This window comes from Vibrio sp. Vb1980, from assembly GCF_033338615.1.
Classification (GTDB): domain Bacteria; phylum Pseudomonadota; class Gammaproteobacteria; order Enterobacterales; family Vibrionaceae; genus Vibrio; species Vibrio alginolyticus.
The window spans coordinates 123,064-138,730 of record NZ_JAWOSZ010000004.1; the positions used below are offsets into that span (position 1 = coordinate 123,064).

Annotated in this window: 17 protein-coding genes; 7 read left to right on the top strand and 10 right to left on the bottom strand. The window is 43.2% G+C overall.

Translation table 11 applies throughout. From position 1 onward, the window contains the following. Positions 1-108 precede the first annotated feature (108 nt). Positions 109-921: an aminoglycoside phosphotransferase family protein gene (locus R7F64_RS09460; RefSeq protein ID WP_318071637.1), complete on the top strand. Its 813-nt coding sequence runs from the start codon at positions 109-111 to the stop codon at positions 919-921. Here R7F64_RS09460 and nqrM read toward each other — a convergent pair. Genes nqrM through R7F64_RS09475 form a run of 3 tightly spaced genes read right to left on the bottom strand, consistent with a single transcriptional unit; the run spans position 899 to position 1,903 of the window. Next, on the bottom strand, positions 899-1,108 hold the full coding sequence (nqrM, locus tag R7F64_RS09465) for a (Na+)-NQR maturation NqrM (protein ID WP_017635136.1): 210 nt from the start codon (positions 1,106-1,108) through the stop codon (positions 899-901). The two genes, R7F64_RS09460 and nqrM, sit on opposite strands and share 23 nt — an antisense overlap. 1 nt (position 1,109) lies before the next feature. Beyond that, the gene (locus R7F64_RS09470) at positions 1,110-1,616 is read right to left on the bottom strand and encodes a NifB/NifX family molybdenum-iron cluster-binding protein (RefSeq protein ID WP_005387209.1); all 507 of its coding nucleotides are present in this window, start codon (positions 1,614-1,616) and stop codon (positions 1,110-1,112) included. Then, positions 1,613-1,903 carry a DUF134 domain-containing protein gene (locus tag R7F64_RS09475; protein ID WP_005373924.1) on the bottom strand — a complete coding sequence of 97 codons (291 nt, stop codon included), beginning with the start codon at positions 1,901-1,903 and terminating at the stop codon, positions 1,613-1,615. Before R7F64_RS09475 ends, R7F64_RS09470 begins: the two co-directional genes overlap by 4 nt. Positions 1,904-2,402: 499 nt before the next feature. On the opposite strand from R7F64_RS09475, the gene R7F64_RS09480 reads away from it, so the two are divergent. The 4 genes from R7F64_RS09480 (at position 2,403) to ompV (ending at position 6,318) form a co-directional block, all read left to right on the top strand. Continuing rightward, positions 2,403-3,302 (top strand): ABC transporter permease, encoded by a 900-nt coding sequence (locus tag R7F64_RS09480; RefSeq protein ID WP_005373926.1) that lies wholly within the window; start codon positions 2,403-2,405, stop codon positions 3,300-3,302. After that, entirely contained in the window at positions 3,295-4,524 is a 1,230-nt protein-coding gene (locus R7F64_RS09485; protein WP_005373928.1) for a quaternary amine ABC transporter ATP-binding protein, read from the top strand. Before R7F64_RS09480 ends, R7F64_RS09485 begins: the two co-directional genes overlap by 8 nt. A gap of 261 nt (positions 4,525-4,785) precedes the next feature. Further along, a complete protein-coding gene (locus tag R7F64_RS09490; RefSeq protein ID WP_005373930.1) occupies positions 4,786-5,319 on the top strand; it encodes a copper resistance protein NlpE in 534 nt (177 codons plus the stop codon). Positions 5,320-5,541: 222 nt separating this feature from the next. Continuing rightward, positions 5,542-6,318 carry an outer membrane protein OmpV gene (gene ompV / locus R7F64_RS09495; protein WP_054576164.1) on the top strand — a complete coding sequence of 259 codons (777 nt, stop codon included), beginning with the start codon at positions 5,542-5,544 and terminating at the stop codon, positions 6,316-6,318. A 75-nt stretch (positions 6,319-6,393) separates the two neighbouring features. On the opposite strand, the gene R7F64_RS09500 is transcribed toward ompV, so the two are convergent. From R7F64_RS09500 to R7F64_RS09510, 3 genes are all read right to left on the bottom strand, one after another. Beyond that, positions 6,394-8,061 carry an ABC transporter substrate-binding protein gene (locus R7F64_RS09500; RefSeq protein ID WP_017819787.1) on the bottom strand — a complete coding sequence of 556 codons (1,668 nt, stop codon included), beginning with the start codon at positions 8,059-8,061 and terminating at the stop codon, positions 6,394-6,396. A 160-nt stretch (positions 8,062-8,221) separates the two neighbouring features. After that, a complete protein-coding gene (locus tag R7F64_RS09505) occupies positions 8,222-8,836 on the bottom strand; it encodes an outer membrane beta-barrel protein (RefSeq protein WP_005373936.1) in 615 nt (204 codons plus the stop codon). Between the two features lie 180 nt (positions 8,837-9,016). Continuing rightward, complete coding sequence (locus R7F64_RS09510) at positions 9,017-9,901, bottom strand: LysR family transcriptional regulator (protein WP_262656165.1); 885 nt, start codon at positions 9,899-9,901, stop codon at positions 9,017-9,019. Between the two features lie 93 nt (positions 9,902-9,994). Here R7F64_RS09510 and R7F64_RS09515 point away from each other — a divergent pair, with 93 nt between their 5' ends. Continuing rightward, positions 9,995-10,876 carry a DMT family transporter gene (locus R7F64_RS09515; protein WP_005373940.1) on the top strand — a complete coding sequence of 294 codons (882 nt, stop codon included), beginning with the start codon at positions 9,995-9,997 and terminating at the stop codon, positions 10,874-10,876. A 63-nt stretch (positions 10,877-10,939) separates the two neighbouring features. Here R7F64_RS09515 and R7F64_RS09520 read toward each other — a convergent pair whose 3' ends face one another. From R7F64_RS09520 to pncB, 4 genes are all read right to left on the bottom strand, one after another. Further along, positions 10,940-11,719, bottom strand: a complete 780-nt coding sequence (locus tag R7F64_RS09520; protein WP_054730619.1) for a methyltransferase domain-containing protein — start codon at positions 11,717-11,719, stop codon at positions 10,940-10,942. 170 nt (positions 11,720-11,889) lie between these two features. Further along, positions 11,890-12,408, bottom strand: a complete 519-nt coding sequence (locus R7F64_RS09525) for a glycine zipper 2TM domain-containing protein (RefSeq protein WP_064369415.1) — start codon at positions 12,406-12,408, stop codon at positions 11,890-11,892. A gap of 214 nt (positions 12,409-12,622) precedes the next feature. Then, entirely contained in the window at positions 12,623-12,982 is a 360-nt protein-coding gene (locus R7F64_RS09530) for a hypothetical protein (protein WP_005373947.1), read from the bottom strand. A 320-nt stretch (positions 12,983-13,302) separates the two neighbouring features. Beyond that, entirely contained in the window at positions 13,303-14,613 is a 1,311-nt protein-coding gene (gene pncB / locus R7F64_RS09535; protein WP_021035923.1) for a nicotinate phosphoribosyltransferase, read from the bottom strand. 298 nt (positions 14,614-14,911) lie between these two features. Here pncB and R7F64_RS09540 point away from each other — a divergent pair, with 298 nt between their 5' ends. After that, the gene (locus R7F64_RS09540; RefSeq protein ID WP_005373953.1) at positions 14,912-15,637 is read left to right on the top strand and encodes an NUDIX domain-containing protein; all 726 of its coding nucleotides are present in this window, start codon (positions 14,912-14,914) and stop codon (positions 15,635-15,637) included. Positions 15,638-15,667 lie beyond the last annotated feature (30 nt).

Here is a 15,667-nt window from a genome sequence, read left to right on the forward strand (position 1 = left end):
ACACTCACAGCAAAATCATATTTAAACGGTTGCATTTAATATTTTTGAGGCACTTTGTCGTGGCTATTGGAAAACGTGAGTGCAGCGATTAAGGTGAGCTCTCTCTACATGAAGACAGGAAGTCCGGTGTCGCAACAAGAACTCAACCAAATGGGCAGTGCCAAAGTTTTTCTCATCGAAAAAGATGGCGTCCAAGTAATAGAAAAACGTAACCCTACTCAAATAGAAGTGGCGTTTTATCAACGCTATGCCGAGCAGTTTAACGCGCTTGGAATACACGTACCGCGCTTGATTCAACTCGACGACCAGAAAAACGTTCTGTACATTGAATACGTTCCCCACGCAGTCGAGCAAGCATTCTTACTTGAAGATGATCGAGTCATTGAACAACTCGTCAAACTGCACCGACTTCCACCAACATCAGATGGTGTTTATCACCGCCACCAGTGGACACCACAAGCGACTCAACAAGCACTCACTACACTTAAACTGGGCTCAGAGACAGAACAGTTCTTCCACCAGCTACAACAACGATCGGCGCACCTTTTCGATGGGCAGAACTTGGTCTCCGGAGACACCAATGCAGGAAACTGGGGACAGCGCCAAAATGGCGAGCTGGTGCTGTTCGACTGGGAGCGCTTTTCTACAGGGCATGTCGCGATAGATTTAGCGCCGCTCATCGAGGGCATGGGCACATTTGATGATTACTTGAACGTAGCAGGCAAGTATATAGAGTGCGCAGAGAAAGGTGAAACAACAGAATTGGCGCGCGATATCGGACTAGCAAAAACGTGGATCGTTGTCGAGGTAGTCAACATACTGGTCTCCAGAGAGAATCCGCAGACCAGCAAGTATTTGGACTGGTTTCGGCAAACCTTGCCGAAATGGGCCAAAAGCCTTAGCGCTCAGGTGATGAGTTAGGCTCTGAGATTTGATATAAACGCCTTTCAGGTTCTGCGCATGAGGTTTCACAATTGCACACCTTGTCAACGCCGACATTATTCAAACCACCACAACTCCCTTGAATGCGCTTGTTGTGAAAAATGACGCCAAGTGACATCAACAAAATGATTGCGAGAAAACCAAGAAAGGTAAATAACCAAACCATATTAACCTGCCTTATTAGCCATCGACTCTAGCTTAAGTATAGCAGGGCTAGATGTTGCTTTGAGTAGCGCTTTAGGTCTTGCCAACAAGGAGGGTTTAGATTTTTGGCCACCACAACCACAGGAGCCGCAGCCGCCTTTTTGTTTGTGAACACTTTTCTTATGATTGTTTGATGGGCGTCCTTGAGAGGGCTCAATCAAAGGCTCTCTTGGAACCGCAAGCACATCTTCCAATGAACTACGAGTAGACAGCCTAAATACTGGCGTGCCACTGCTAAGTAGCTTTGCCAATACACGTTCACCAATATTTCGCACAAGAACAGCATCCACATTGTACCCTTGTAGAGACTGAATCAACTGAGACTTCGCATTACAACCCGCTTGTGGCATAGAAGCAATGTTCGCTAAGTTTTTTAGCATACCGTCAGTATCAGAATAAATAGCGATGTATGGTGCTTTTACAAAGTGGTTTGCCACCCGCTCACCATCATTAGGAATAGCATAAATCATAAGTTTGACTCCTCATTCGGAAAAACTAATGCATGACCTTCAACTAAACTTTTTGCGACTTTCAATCTTGCACTTTTTACTGTGTTACCAAAAGTTTGTCTAGAAACGCCCATCTGCTCCGCAGCTTGCTGCTGGCTAAGCCCCTCTAAGTCGGCTAAACGTAGCGCTTCTAACTCTTCTGGTAATATGGCGACTTGCTCCAACTGATTAAATGGAATGCCATTGGGCTTAAAGCAGTGGTGAGCCGCACGTCCGCATATTCGTCTTTCTATCTTTGGTCTTGCCATCATTGTCCCTCAAAAACACAGAGTCAAATTACGCCTTAAACTGGCATATGCCAATAACATTTTTAGCATATGCCAATAAACTAAGTTTGCAAAAATCAACACGACAAATACGTAATACATCAGCATTAATTAGACATCTAATAATTTAGAAATTTCGATGACAAACGAGCAAAAAGATCAATTCTAATTAACCGGATAATAAAAACGTTAATTTGCGCAGATTTTTCATACAAATACACGCTAATGTGTTCATTTTATTGAAGAAGAAAAACTATAATCCAAGCAAATCATTAGTTTGAACACTAATGATTGTTTTATTTAAAGGATGTATACCTAAGGAACGAAAAAGAGAAGTTTGACGATATTCGCCTGAGCTTAAAGAGTAATACGTTCGATAAAGAACCTGTCGAACGACCATTACTTGGCCTAGGTGCCCTACTCTTCTTGCCAAATTAAGTTTCTTGAAAGCGCTTAGGTATATCAGAAAAAGGAAGTACATATGTCTGACTCAAATTGGCTCAGCGAATTCCCGGAAATGGATGCCTCTGATCTCAGGGCGATTCGCAAAACACTCGACGGCGCCTACAGAGATTTCTCTCGCGAGTATGGTGAACTCATTGAGTCTCTGTTTGATCCGCTCCTTGCGTTTCTTGTCTGGTTTGAAAAACTTCTGATTTCTACACCTTGGTTCATTATTTTAGGTGTCTGCACCACTCTCGTTTATGCCGCCAGCCGCTCTTGGAAACTGGCCGCTGCATGTTTTGGTTCGCTGATTCTGATTGGCTATTTCGGAATGTGGGAAGACACTATGCGCACGCTCAGTATCATCACTGTGTGTACCATGCTTGCCATTGCACTCGGTATCCCTATCGGTATCGCTATGGCGCGCTCTAATCGCATTCAGTCGGTGGTAACACCATTACTCGACGTCATGCAGACCATGCCGGCATTTGTGTATCTCATTCCAGTTGTGATGTTATTGGGCATCGGGAAAATTCCTGGCCTTATTGCAGTAGTGATCTACGCGATTCCACCGGTTATTCGTTTAACCAATTTGGGCATTCGTCTAGTTGATAAAGAAGTATTGGAAGCCGCAACCGCATTCGGTGCCAGCACTCGGCAACGGCTTTTTGGGGTTCAGCTTCCGCTTGCAATGCCAACCATCATGGCGGGAATTAACCAAACGATCATGATGGCACTGTCAATGGTGGTCATCGCATCAATGATTGGGGTAAAAGGTTTAGGTCAGCCTGTTCTAAAGTCTATTACCAATCAATATTTCACTCTTGGTCTTCTCAATGGTTTAGCAATTGTCGCCCTAGCAATCCTTTTTGATCGTGCTTCACAAGCGTATGCGAAACGCACTCAAGCTCATTTAGGAGACTCAAAACATGACTAGTCCACTTATCGAAATCAGCGGTCTGTATAAAATCTTCGGCCCCAAGCCCAATAGCGTGATTGAGCGCGTTAAGTTGGGACATAGTAAAGAGCAGGTTTTAACGGAAACGGGCCACACGGTCGGACTAAAAGACATCAACCTGCAAATTCAAAAGGGTGAAATTTTTGTCATTATGGGATTATCCGGTTCTGGAAAATCCACCATGATTCGCCACTTCAACCGATTAATCGATCCAACCATGGGGCAGATTTTGGTAGAAGGGGTGGATGTCATGCAACTTTCGAACAAAGAGCTTGAACAGTTTCGCCGTCACAAGATGTCTATGGTGTTCCAGCGCTTTGGTTTGCTGCCTCATCGCACTGTTATCGACAACATCGCATATGGTTTGGAAGTTCAGGGAATGAATAAAGAGGCGCGCTTAGAAAAAGCAAATGAATGGTTAGAAACCGTTGGACTGACGGGTTATAAGCACCAGTATCCTGCTCAACTATCGGGTGGACAGCAACAGCGTGTGGGCCTTGCACGGGCACTGGCTACCGACGCCGAAATACTGTTGATGGACGAGGCTTTTTCAGCATTGGACCCTCTGATTCGGAGCGAAATGCAAGATCAGCTGGTAGAGCTGCAACAGAAGCTGCACAAAACCATTATTTTCATTACTCATGATTTAGATGAAGCGCTTCGACTTGGCGATCGCATCGCGATTCTTAAAGACGGTGAACTTGTCCAACAAGGTTCACCAGACGAAATTTTACTGCATCCTGCCGATGAGTACGTTGAAGCCTTTGTAAAAGACGTCAATAGAGCGCGAGCACTGACAGTCGAAACGCTGATGCAGCCACCTTCGTACTGTGTTCGCGCTGAAACCATTGAAGATGCACTAAGTGAAATGAAACGTGTTAAACGTGATTATGCCTACCATGAGACCAATGCAGGCTATCAAGGCGTGATAACACAGCAAGGATTGCTAAACGCAGCGAAGTTAACTCATATATCAGATTGGCGTGATGATATCTATGAAGAGGTGCCTATCATCTCTCCACATTTAGCCATTGAGCAAGTGCTGACTGAAGTCATGTCGTGTGAACATTCACTGCCCGTCATCGATGAGCACGGCCATTTGAAAGGCGAATTAAATCGTCAGGTTATTGCGGAGCTGTTTTCTGATCAACGAAGCACAAAACGAGGCACTTCACGCTCAAGCTTCAATAACGTTTCTTAGATGATGTTGATAATACAGCTCACAACAATGTGGGCTGTTATCAATTAACTCACTCCCACTCCCCTTTTTAGATATTTATCTGTGGGCTCAAGCTTGATACCCAAAGCAACATTTACATTGTTCTGATTTTCCTGACAATTTCATGCTCATATCCGGTTTTATTGACATAGTTAGATCATTCTATTGCTTTTTGATGACGCAAATCCTCGATAAATGTCTACTATTACTCTCATACAAAATCTTGATTTAAAGAGGGATAAAATGAAAAAGACAATGTTGGCACTAACAGGCGCGGTAATCATTCTTGCAGGCTGTCAAGATGAGAAACCTGCCGAAACAAGCGCAGTTGAAGTACCTCAGGCAACGGAAACTGAAGTCACCACCAGTGCAGACGTTACGACTGAGACAATTGACACGTTACCAGTAGAAGAAGAACAGGTAATTACTGAAGAGACATTTGTAGACTCTGAACACAACGCACAAAGTGCTCTGGACTGGAACGGCACCTACAAAGGAACACTACCTTGCGCGGATTGTGCTGGTATCGATATGACCATCACACTAAATCAAGATGGCACTTACGTACTTGAAGAAAGCTACCAAGACAAAGAAGACGGTCAATCAAAATCTGAAGGTCAATTCACTTGGGACGCAAATGGCAGCATCGTAACGTTGACAAATGAAGATGCACCAAACCAATACTTTGTTGGTGAAAACGTACTTATGAAGCTAGACATGAATGGCGAAAAAGTAACGGGTGACCTAGCACCACTATACAACTTAACGAAACAGTAAGAAGTTAGTATCAATACCTGATAAATACCCCAAATCCGAGCCACCCCAGCTCGGATTTTTTCGCTGTTTTAACGAAAGCTATTCCAGCAACCTTTCTATTCTGAAGCAACATTCTGCTTCTTACCCTGATTGTTCATTACATTTCCATACGCTTTGCCGATAGATGCTTACAACGTCATTTTGTACAGTGTTCAAAACAAAACAGAACAACTCGGAAAAATGATGAAAAAAACATTAATTGTACTACTTACTCTGACAGCTGCTGGCTCAGCTTTCGCTGGCGATACTTACATTCGTAACGGTAACATCTACAACAACGAAGGCGGTTGGAACGTAGAAGCTGGTGTGGCTCAAGGCAGCGATCTTTTCAAAGATCAAAAGCATAATACAGCACCAATTCTCAACGGTGGTTACCATGGTGACGACTTTAATGCCGACCTAAGTGGCATTAACTACCGCTTCTTCGGTAACACCAATGAGTTAATCAACATGAGTGCCTACCTTGTAGGTAGTGGTGTAATGCGCGACGGTGATACAGCGAAAAGCCTGAAAGGCACAGATAAACGCCGTTTCGCCGTCGATCTAGGTTTAAACGCAGACTTTACACTGGATCAAAACAACGTCATTTCTACATACCTTCAGCACGATATCAGCGGTGCTTACAAAGGTTACTTAGCGGGCGCGACTTACTTCCACATCATGAAATTCGGTAGTGTTGATTTTGTTCCTTTTGCTAACCTAACTTATCAAAGTGAAGACTACGTAGATTACTACTTTGGTGTGAAACAACGCGAAGCAAACGCAAACCGCAAAGCATACAAAGGTGATTCAACGGTAAGCTATGGTGTGGGCTACAAACTTGTTATGCCAATCAACGACAACTGGCAAGTAAGCCAAATGACACAATACACGCGCCTAGGCAGCGGTATCAGCGACTCTTCTATCGTTGATAGCGCAAACCAATGGGTTGTTGGCGCAAGTGTGTCGTACAACTTCTAATCCGATACGCCCTTATAAAGCCATCATTTCGATGGCTTTATGCGTTGGACATTTGCATAATCTTGAACACCGACTCTAGTGTGAATGAGCAATCCATAACCTATGTAAATCGCTATAGCCTGTATTCTTCACCTGCACACCTCGCACTTGCTGTGTTTTTGTCACTTCTTCGTAGCCAACAAACAAAGGCAAATATAGGTACTGATCGCGCAGCGCTTTCTCTAGGTTTAATAAAGACTGTAGCGAGTGATCATCTGCCATCGCCCTGCGAACCTTTTCTCTATGGCTTAACATCTGGCTTTGATCAAAACTAAAACGCAGTCCAGTTGCTATCGACAGCCATTCGAAGATGCCATATTCAAATGGTGCTTCCATGACTTCCTCAATGAAGAGCAAATCTGCTTGGTGAGACACTACCTCAGGAAAACTAATGTCATCAATAACAATGATCTCTAACTCTAATCCCGTTGCACGAATCACACTGTGCAACCATTCGGAATGACGAATTAAACTCGGAATCGTCCAGACAGGTTCAGCTAATACCACTTTACCTTTCAGTTTAGGTATCACAACACCATCTGTTATTGATAAATCTTGCTCGTGAGTCTCTAACTGAATGCTGTCAACGGCACTTGGCGCATCATAAATTCGCTTTTGCACATGGATGTAATCAGCGAGTTGATACCAAGTTTCTTTTGTGAGTTGGGATTCCGCGCGTTCGCGGTAGGTCACATATGAAAATGCGCTAATTTTTTCCACTTCAACGTGATCGGAGCTTTGGTTAAAGCTCAACATATTTAAGGTTTTAACATCACCATGAGACAGCGTTATTTGATCTAACAATGCGCGTGCTGAAAAATACTCTTTGTGCGCTTCAAGAGTCATACTCTCCTGGTTCCAGCCGCTGATTTTAAATGGTCCAGTCCCTATGTGGTAGGAATAACTAGAACCGAAAGAGACGACATCTCGACACAGAATAGACGCATGAGGAGTTGCTAGCATGTATGGAAACAACTTGTTCGGATGCTTCAATATAATTTTTAAGCAGTTAGATGTTTCTGCAACCACGCTATCAATGCATTGCCAGAGCTCGTGAACTGGTCCTTTTATCTCCCTGAGTCTTTCTATACTCCAAACCACATCCTGTATGTTAAGGGGCTCGCCATCATGGCGATATATGCCTGGCCGCAACCATAACGTCATTACCTTGCCTTCCATTTTCCATTCGTGTGCTAACGATGGCTCGATACCACCATTGGAATTTTGGGTCAGCAATACGTCATAAACGCTTTTCGCGACGTGTAATTCAGTGTGACGGTAAGTATTCGCAGGGTCGATTTTGGATACCCAAGGGTAAGAAGAAATCAAAATAGCGTTATTTGATTCATTCAATCGATTCACTTTTTCAGAAGCGATAGTTAGTGCTCTAACCGCGGTTTGACCGAACCAATCAATAAGTTTCGTTATTGAGTTCATTCTTCCTCTGCCAAGCTCCTCAACCAAAAACTCGGTCATCGCTTGTTGGAGGGAAATATTAATACTGAGACGGCTAGCGTTACTTCGGCCAATCGCAGGTTGCCAATCGACCCAATCGTAAGTGGCAAGCTTTTTCATCACAATAGAAACATTGCGCCTCGACGTGCAAATCACCGCTTCTAGCTCAGAAAGCGTAACAAGGTGATACTGGTGAGGTTCAAAGTGCTTTAACAGTAGATCCAGATACCTAAGATTGACATCGTTCACAAAGATTCCTAAGAGTTATTCCAAAGCAAAAAAATAGCACAGGACGCTTAGCAACTAAACTTCCTGTGCTATATCTAAACAAATTCAAAGCTTGGACTCAGCTCGACCAACAGAAGTCAAAAACGTTTACTAAGCCAAGAGGTAACTTGAATAAGTATTCTTAGAAACGGTAGCTCATACCTACAGAGAATACATTGATGTCTGCATCAACCGTTACTTTTTCATTGCCAAATTTCGCAATGTCTAGCTCAGGCATCATGTATTCCCATTCAACTTGTAGAGCAAAGTTTTCAGTAATAGCGAACTCTGCGCCTAAACCGTACATGCCTGTTACAGTGCTGTCAGAAATGGTGGTATGGCCTGCGCTACCGTCAATCACAGAGTTGCTAATTTTGAATTCAGCATTGAAGTAAGAAAGACCAGCTTTAGCAAAAAGGTTGAAACGATCGCCAATCGGTAGAGTCGCTTTTGGCTGAATCGATAGATACTTCATATCACCAACAGTAACAACTTTGCCGTCTAAAGCATCGTAACCACCAATGGCTGCTTCTAGAGAAATGTATTCGTTGAATTTGTAACCACCGAATACTTTGCCTGAAAGGCTTGAGTCATCTTCAAGTTTAAGTTTAGTGCTAGCGTTAGTACCACCACCATTGATAGAGCCATTAACATCACCAAACGATGCTTGACCTACAGATGCACCAACGTAAGGAGCTGCGTTTGCAACAGAACATGTTGCTAGAAGGGCTGTCATTAGCCATGTTTTTTTAAACATTGTATTTCACTGCCTGTTAATTATTGAGGTTGTGTTTTGCCCATCCTTAAGCATGCCATGCTATCCATTTCACTTGGTTTCAAAACCAAGTGGATGTTAATGAATAAAAACTCAATAAAACATGAAATATTTAGACACAACTTTGCCACTTTCTTTCTTAATTTTGACAATTTAGTCATTTCACAAGCATTGCTGCTTCAACCAGTTAGTGAGTTTGATGATTTCCGCTTGTTTGGCTCGACTCTTTTTATGAATAAAATAAAAGCTGTCGCCGGTTTCCAATCCATGAGAAGGGATGTACACCAAATCGTGCGCTTTATCTCTTTCATTGAGCATAAAATCATTCGCAAATGCGATGCCTTGGTCATAACGCGCCGCCTCTATTGCCAACAACATATGACTAAAATGTTGAACATCGACATCTTTCGGCAAGGTGTAAGCGCCCGCTCTGCACCACTCAGCCCAATCTTTTCCTCTCTCTCGATAAATTGAGTCTGTCGACAAAATAGGGTATCGCCAAAGCGCCTCTGGAATCGTTTGATCTTGCAACTCTTTCCAAATTTTATGGCTGCAGACCGGATACAACGTCTCCGCGTATAACTTTACCGACATGTAGTTTCGCTTTGGCTTCTCTACCGTGATAAAACAATCGCCAACGCTGTCTGTCTGTTCAGGATCACCAACGACCATATTGAGTGTCAGATCGATTTCTGGATGTAAGCGCTTAAAATCAGACAAACGCGGAATAAGCCACTTTACGGCAAGCGAGCTATAAATCGCCAACCGTATGCTGCCTTTGTCCCCTTCTCGCACCTTTTGGCTGGCCATCGCAATTGAGCTAATTGCTGGGCTAATATCCTCTAAATAGCGTGCGCCCGTATCGGACAAAGAGAGCTTTCTGCCTTGACGGATAAATAATGATTCACCCAAATAATCTTCTAATAATCGTATCTGGTGGCTAACGGCACTTTGCGTCACATTGAGTTCTTCAGCAGCAAGCGAAAAGCTAGAGTTTCTGGCAACAGATTCAAAACAGTGAACCGCTCTGAGTGGTGGCAATTTCATTATCTAAAAATCTCATACTTAAACTAATAAATATCACTTCACTTCATCCTATGACATCACCTACTCTTTGGCAAAGAAAGAGGAGAGGAAAAAGTGAAAGTTACATCGGTCGGAGCAGCGATGCTGCTATTAATTGTTGGAAATCTCATTGCGGTGCTTTCGGACTCTTTAATTAAAAGTGTCGGAAATGAAGTGCCTATTTTTCAATTTGTCTTTTTCCGACAAATTTCAGCGGTGCTTTTCCTGCTGCCAGTCTACTTGCTAACAAAAAATGCGCCTTTTCTTGAAGGGTTTAAGTGGCATGCTGTTCGCGCTCACGTATGGTTACTTGGTGCAATATTCATGGTTTTGGCGATCTCATCTTTACCGCTCGCAACTGCGAACGCGATCTTTTACGCCGCGCCATTGATCATGTTGCCGCTTGCAGCAATCTTTTTTGGAGAACAGTTGTCTAAGCAATCGGTCGCCGCAGCGATAATGGGCTTTGCCGGTGTATTGGTCATCATTCGTCCAGACCAAATCGATTGGGCAGCCATTTCAGCTTTAGTTGTTGCAATTACTTTAGCAATCAATAACTTGCTCATTCGAAAACTGCCAAAAAATCAGTCTGTGATGCAAACGTTATTGATGACAAACTTGGCAGGTATTCCAGTAGCCTTCTTGCTTGTTCTGATCGAAGCAGAACCTTGGGACTGGAGTGCTTTCCCTGTTGCTGCTGGCTCAAGTTTGTTCATCATGATTTATGCAGCAACATGTGTCATCGCTTACCGCTCGATCGATAGCAACAAAATTGCCAGCGCTGAATACAGTGGCTTAATTGGTGCCGTGTTTGTGGGATTGATTTGGTTTGGAGAAGTGCCAGACATATTTATGGCAATAGGAACCATTATGATTGTTGTGCCTCTGGTTTGGCTTTCTAAACGAGAGCGTCGCAAGAAAAAGTTGCAAGAGCAACAAGAAGCGCACGTTACTTAAAGTTGTGCTCTAACCCAAAGACTAAAAAACCGAGCCGTAAGTGCTCGGTTTTTTTATGTGGCTCTAATCGGTTTTTACGTAAGCGACTACGTGAGATAAAAACTGCCTTGCAAAGCGATCATTAAACCGGATGCGATATTCATGCTCGGCTTCCGACACTAGACGCCAGCCTTCAGCAAAGTATTCTTTGATATCATCAACCGCCTCTTCTTTATTTTTGATGTGTTTCGCGTTCCACTGATAAGTGCAAGAGACAACGATCAGCCCACCCACCTTGGTGGTTTTTTTTAGAGCATTGATCACGCTAAGTGGCGACTCACATTGATCAATCACATTTAAACATACGACTAAATCAAAGCGAGATTGGAGAGTATCGAGCTCAAAAGGCTGGTTAATTAGCGTCAAATCAACATGAGCACATTTCTGTACGATATCTCTATTCTCAACCTCTAAAGTGTTTAAGGTGTTCACATCGTGAAGGTAAGTAAGCTCGACGCGTTGTTCTTCTATTAACAGTTGCTTCAAGCCATCCATTAACCTATTTGAAGGCTCCACAAGCGTCGCTTCTTTAAGGTTAGGTAAGCGTTGCACTAACTCATAATAATTTCTTCCCAGCGCCGCCCCAACCTCAAGTAGGGAATACGGCTGAACGCTGCTTTCGATTACCGCCTGCGCAATAAAATCAGCAACTTGGGAGCAGTGAGGTGATGACAAAAAAGAAAGTGGGACTTGTTTTGAGCGACTGGTTATCATCTCAATCTGTTGATCCTCAATGAACTTGTCGAACCATTGAGCTTCGAAATAACCAGCCAGACCGTGCTCGGTCAGGTAAAAATCTTCCATGTTTTTTCCGTTCGTACTTTTAGAAAAGTGATTGTATCGAACGCGGAAATTAACGGGTATTTCTGGCCGCACATTCCAATAGGAAAACAGATGAAAACGCCGCGTATGTGAAAAAGCCCTTTCATCTCAAAGATAAAAGGGCTTGTTAATCGCTTCGGTTAAGTCGCTAACTATTGTGGTAGAACAACGTTACCATCTTGAATTGGGAACGTTTTTGTCGCTGGTTTGCTCGCCAAACGAACCGTCGTTGGTGCACCTGAAACTTCGTAAGTGACGTCGTAACCCACTACTTTATCAGATGTCGTATATTCTGTATGACACTGTTTTTTCGTCGTTGTTACTACATCACCTTTTTGCACATTCTCCTGGATCTTACGACCTGTCAGTGCACCAGCAATCGTACCAGCTGCAGTTGCAATCACTTTACCTGAGCCACCACCGATTTGGTTGCCCAGCGCAGCTCCAGCTGCTGCGCCACCAACCGTACCAATAATTTTATTGTCATCCGCAGGGGTAACTTGCTCGGTTACTACCACGTCTTTACATACTTGGTGCGGCTTTTTCACCGTTTCAGTCACCGCTTCAACCAAAGTAATGTTTGCTTGAGTTGGAGCTGGTGGCGTTTTGTCTTTACAGCCTGCTAGTACAGCAACAACTGCCGTTGCAATTGCGATAGATTTCATATTCATGATTTACATCCCAGTATGGTTTGCTTTGATGAGCGTTATGGTAAATCGCAAAAGGGAAATCACATCAGACGAAAACAAACCCTTTGTTATTAACAAGTAAAGAAACACTGTTTTATAAGAGGTACGTCAAGAAACACTCAGCAGAATGTCAACAGAGCTAAAACTGTATCACTACTGATTATGATTGGGCTGGACTAGTCTATGAGATTTATTTTTAAGCCAAGCTCAAAAATAGTTCGTCATCCGTTAAATACTTATGGCGGTGGCTTAGATTACGCACGTGCATAAACATAAAATCAGGGAAACCAGGCGCTATAATGTTATTTGGTTCCCAGCATACACCGCCAACAAACACATATCGCCCCTGCTTGTCATCTTCGTGAAGGGGGTTATTAAGAGGAGAAGAAAACTCTGCTCGGCAACCTTCAACCACACAAACAATTTGTCCTTTAAAAAGGCCAATCACGCGCTTTACAAGATTTGCCTTGATACCACACTTCCATGCTTGGCGAGTGGCCATCTCATAGCCATATTTTCGGATCGCTTTCTTTTGCAAATGTACTACTAGGTTCATTTTGACTCCTGATTCAAGCAACTACGTGAAGCCCAAAGTCATAAAAGCAGATAGACGTCTATACCCGAGTGAGCTCATGGTACGTGGGAATAAACTACGTGATTAGACTGAGTTTAGTGTCGGATGAGATACACCGTCCACGATGCTGTAACGTATCGATTTACACCAATCAAAGGCAGATAACACATCAACTTTTGAGTGCTTTCCTGCGCTGTATCTGGTTACTTCTGTATATTACTATAACGAAATCACCCTCCACGTTTACCTATATAAATTTGTCGTAACGATAGAGGGTGCTTATCATGGAGAGAGGATAACGCCTACGCGTCGATGAGATAATTTTGACCTTCAGTTTCTAAACGATCAATCATTTTACGACACTCATTTAAATCAAGAGGTTGTTCAAAGCGGCGCTTGAGATTCATCAAAAAGAAGATATCTTCACACATGGCTTTCTCAGGTTCGTCACTGATTTTGGCGACCGGTGAACCATTGCACGTGACCATTTTTATCACGATAGAAAGTGGCTGGTAGGCTTCACCATCTTTATTGACATAATCACCCATATCATTGGCAAGAAAAGTACCGATACCAAAACTCACCTGAATACGTCCTTGGAAATACTCGCAAATATCTAACGCTTGTTCGAAGTTAAGTCCGTCGGTAAACACCAGTGTTTTTGTTAATGGGTCTATATTCAGTGACTGGTAGTGTGCAATCATTTTTTCACCCCAGCTATAAGGGCAACCACTATCGTGACGTACACCGAAGTACGCGTTACTTAGTTCTTCATCAAAGTCTTTAAGGAAAGCATCGATACCAATCGTATCGGTTAACGCAATGCCTAGTGCACCATTAAACATTTTTTGCCAACGTTGCAACGCCACTTTTTGCGAATCTCGCACATTCACCAGAGCTTGGTGTCCCATAAACCATTCATGAGCAACGGTGCCGATAGGCGTCAAGTTTAGCTCTTTTGCTAAGTGATAGTTGCTTGTTCCTGTCAAACATTCCGGCACTTCCTGGCACAAATATTCCAGCATAGTGCGCTGAGCTTGGAAGGAAAAACGTCGACGCGTCGACATGTCAGAAAATTTAAAGTTAGTGATGTTACGACGTTTTAGTTCCGACTTTAGGTGCCGAACTTTCTCTTCTAAAACAGTGGTAAATTGCACAACAGGGATATCTGACCAACGCTGACGGCTACGAACTTCAGACACGATGCTCATGATGATCGTTTCGTACAAGATGGTATCTCGCCACAAACCGTTAATGGTAATTCTTAACTGGCTTGAGCCATCAGCCATGGCTTTATTATGGAAAGAGACATCACTTTGTGGGTTGAAACGGAAATGGCGCAGTGCATCAACAAAGTCAGGGTTCAGGTAAGGCGCGACACGCTTAATATATTCAATTTCTTCTTGCGTAAATTGAATATCTTGCAGTTTAAGGACTTCGGCTTTTACCTCGGGCAAAAGCTCAGAGAGGTCTTCCTCACTGCGCACGATAAACTTATATGACACCATCGCATCAGGGTAAAGCGCTGTTACAGCGCTCATCATATTGACTTTGTAGACATCGAAATCCAAAGCGCTTTGAATGATGCGGGAAGAAAATAGTTTGGTGGTCATTAGGTGCCCTTCTACATGCCCTTCCTGGGTATATAACTTTTTGTTACTAACTAATTTGCGTAAACAATAAACACCCATCTATAGTTTGTCAACTTTTGTTACTAACCACTCATTTTTATAAGGTTTTTTTGTCTAGAATTCGAGCAAGCATTGTGAATAAGTCAGAGTCATCCGTAAATTTATGCTCAAACCGTATTACTAACACTACCAAAGACGTTTCTAACAACTCGTTACTTACCCATTGATTGACCACTTGTTATGCGCTAGATTACTTACAAATCAATATTAGGACCCAACCATGATCGTATCTGTCGACATTATTCCATTCAGGCTATCTGGCTGTGCCGATAAGGGATTGGAAGTGTTGTTGATTAAACGTTCAAATCCAAATCGGCCATACCATGGAGTCTGGGCACTACCGGGCGGATTTGTCTTTGATAAAGACTTAACCAGTGAAGGCGGACGCCCGGCCGATGAAAACTTTGAAGCGGCGCGTCGCCGAATTTGCCGTGAGAAAATCCATACCTACCCTCGCCATTTTAGCGAAGCGTTTATCGACGGTGATCCAAAGCGCGATCCAGAAGACTGGAGCTTAAACATTACGCACTACGCCTTAGTTGATCGTAACAATGTAGAGCAAATAAATAATGCAGGTGTACCGGAATGCCAACTTAAATGGTTTTCGCTACAGGCTATTCTCAATGGAGAAGAAACCCTCGCATTTGATCATCAAAAAACCATTGAAAAAGCGTGGCAAAAGCTTCGTGCATCCATTGAATACACATCGGTTCTTTTGTTTGCATTAGACAAAGAGTTTTTGGTTGCGGACATCATTTCTGCTTATCAAGAGTTTGGTATTGATATCAGCCGAATGACGATTAAGCGCCGCTTGATAGATTCAGGCGTACTAAAACCCACTAATAAAGTCGCTTCAACCAACAAAGGCAAAGGTGGAAAACCCGCAATGGTATATACGCTGACTAGCGACGAAGTAACCTTTTTTCAAAACTGTTTGCGTGGATAAACGCAGACAATCAGACAGACAAGGAGTCTG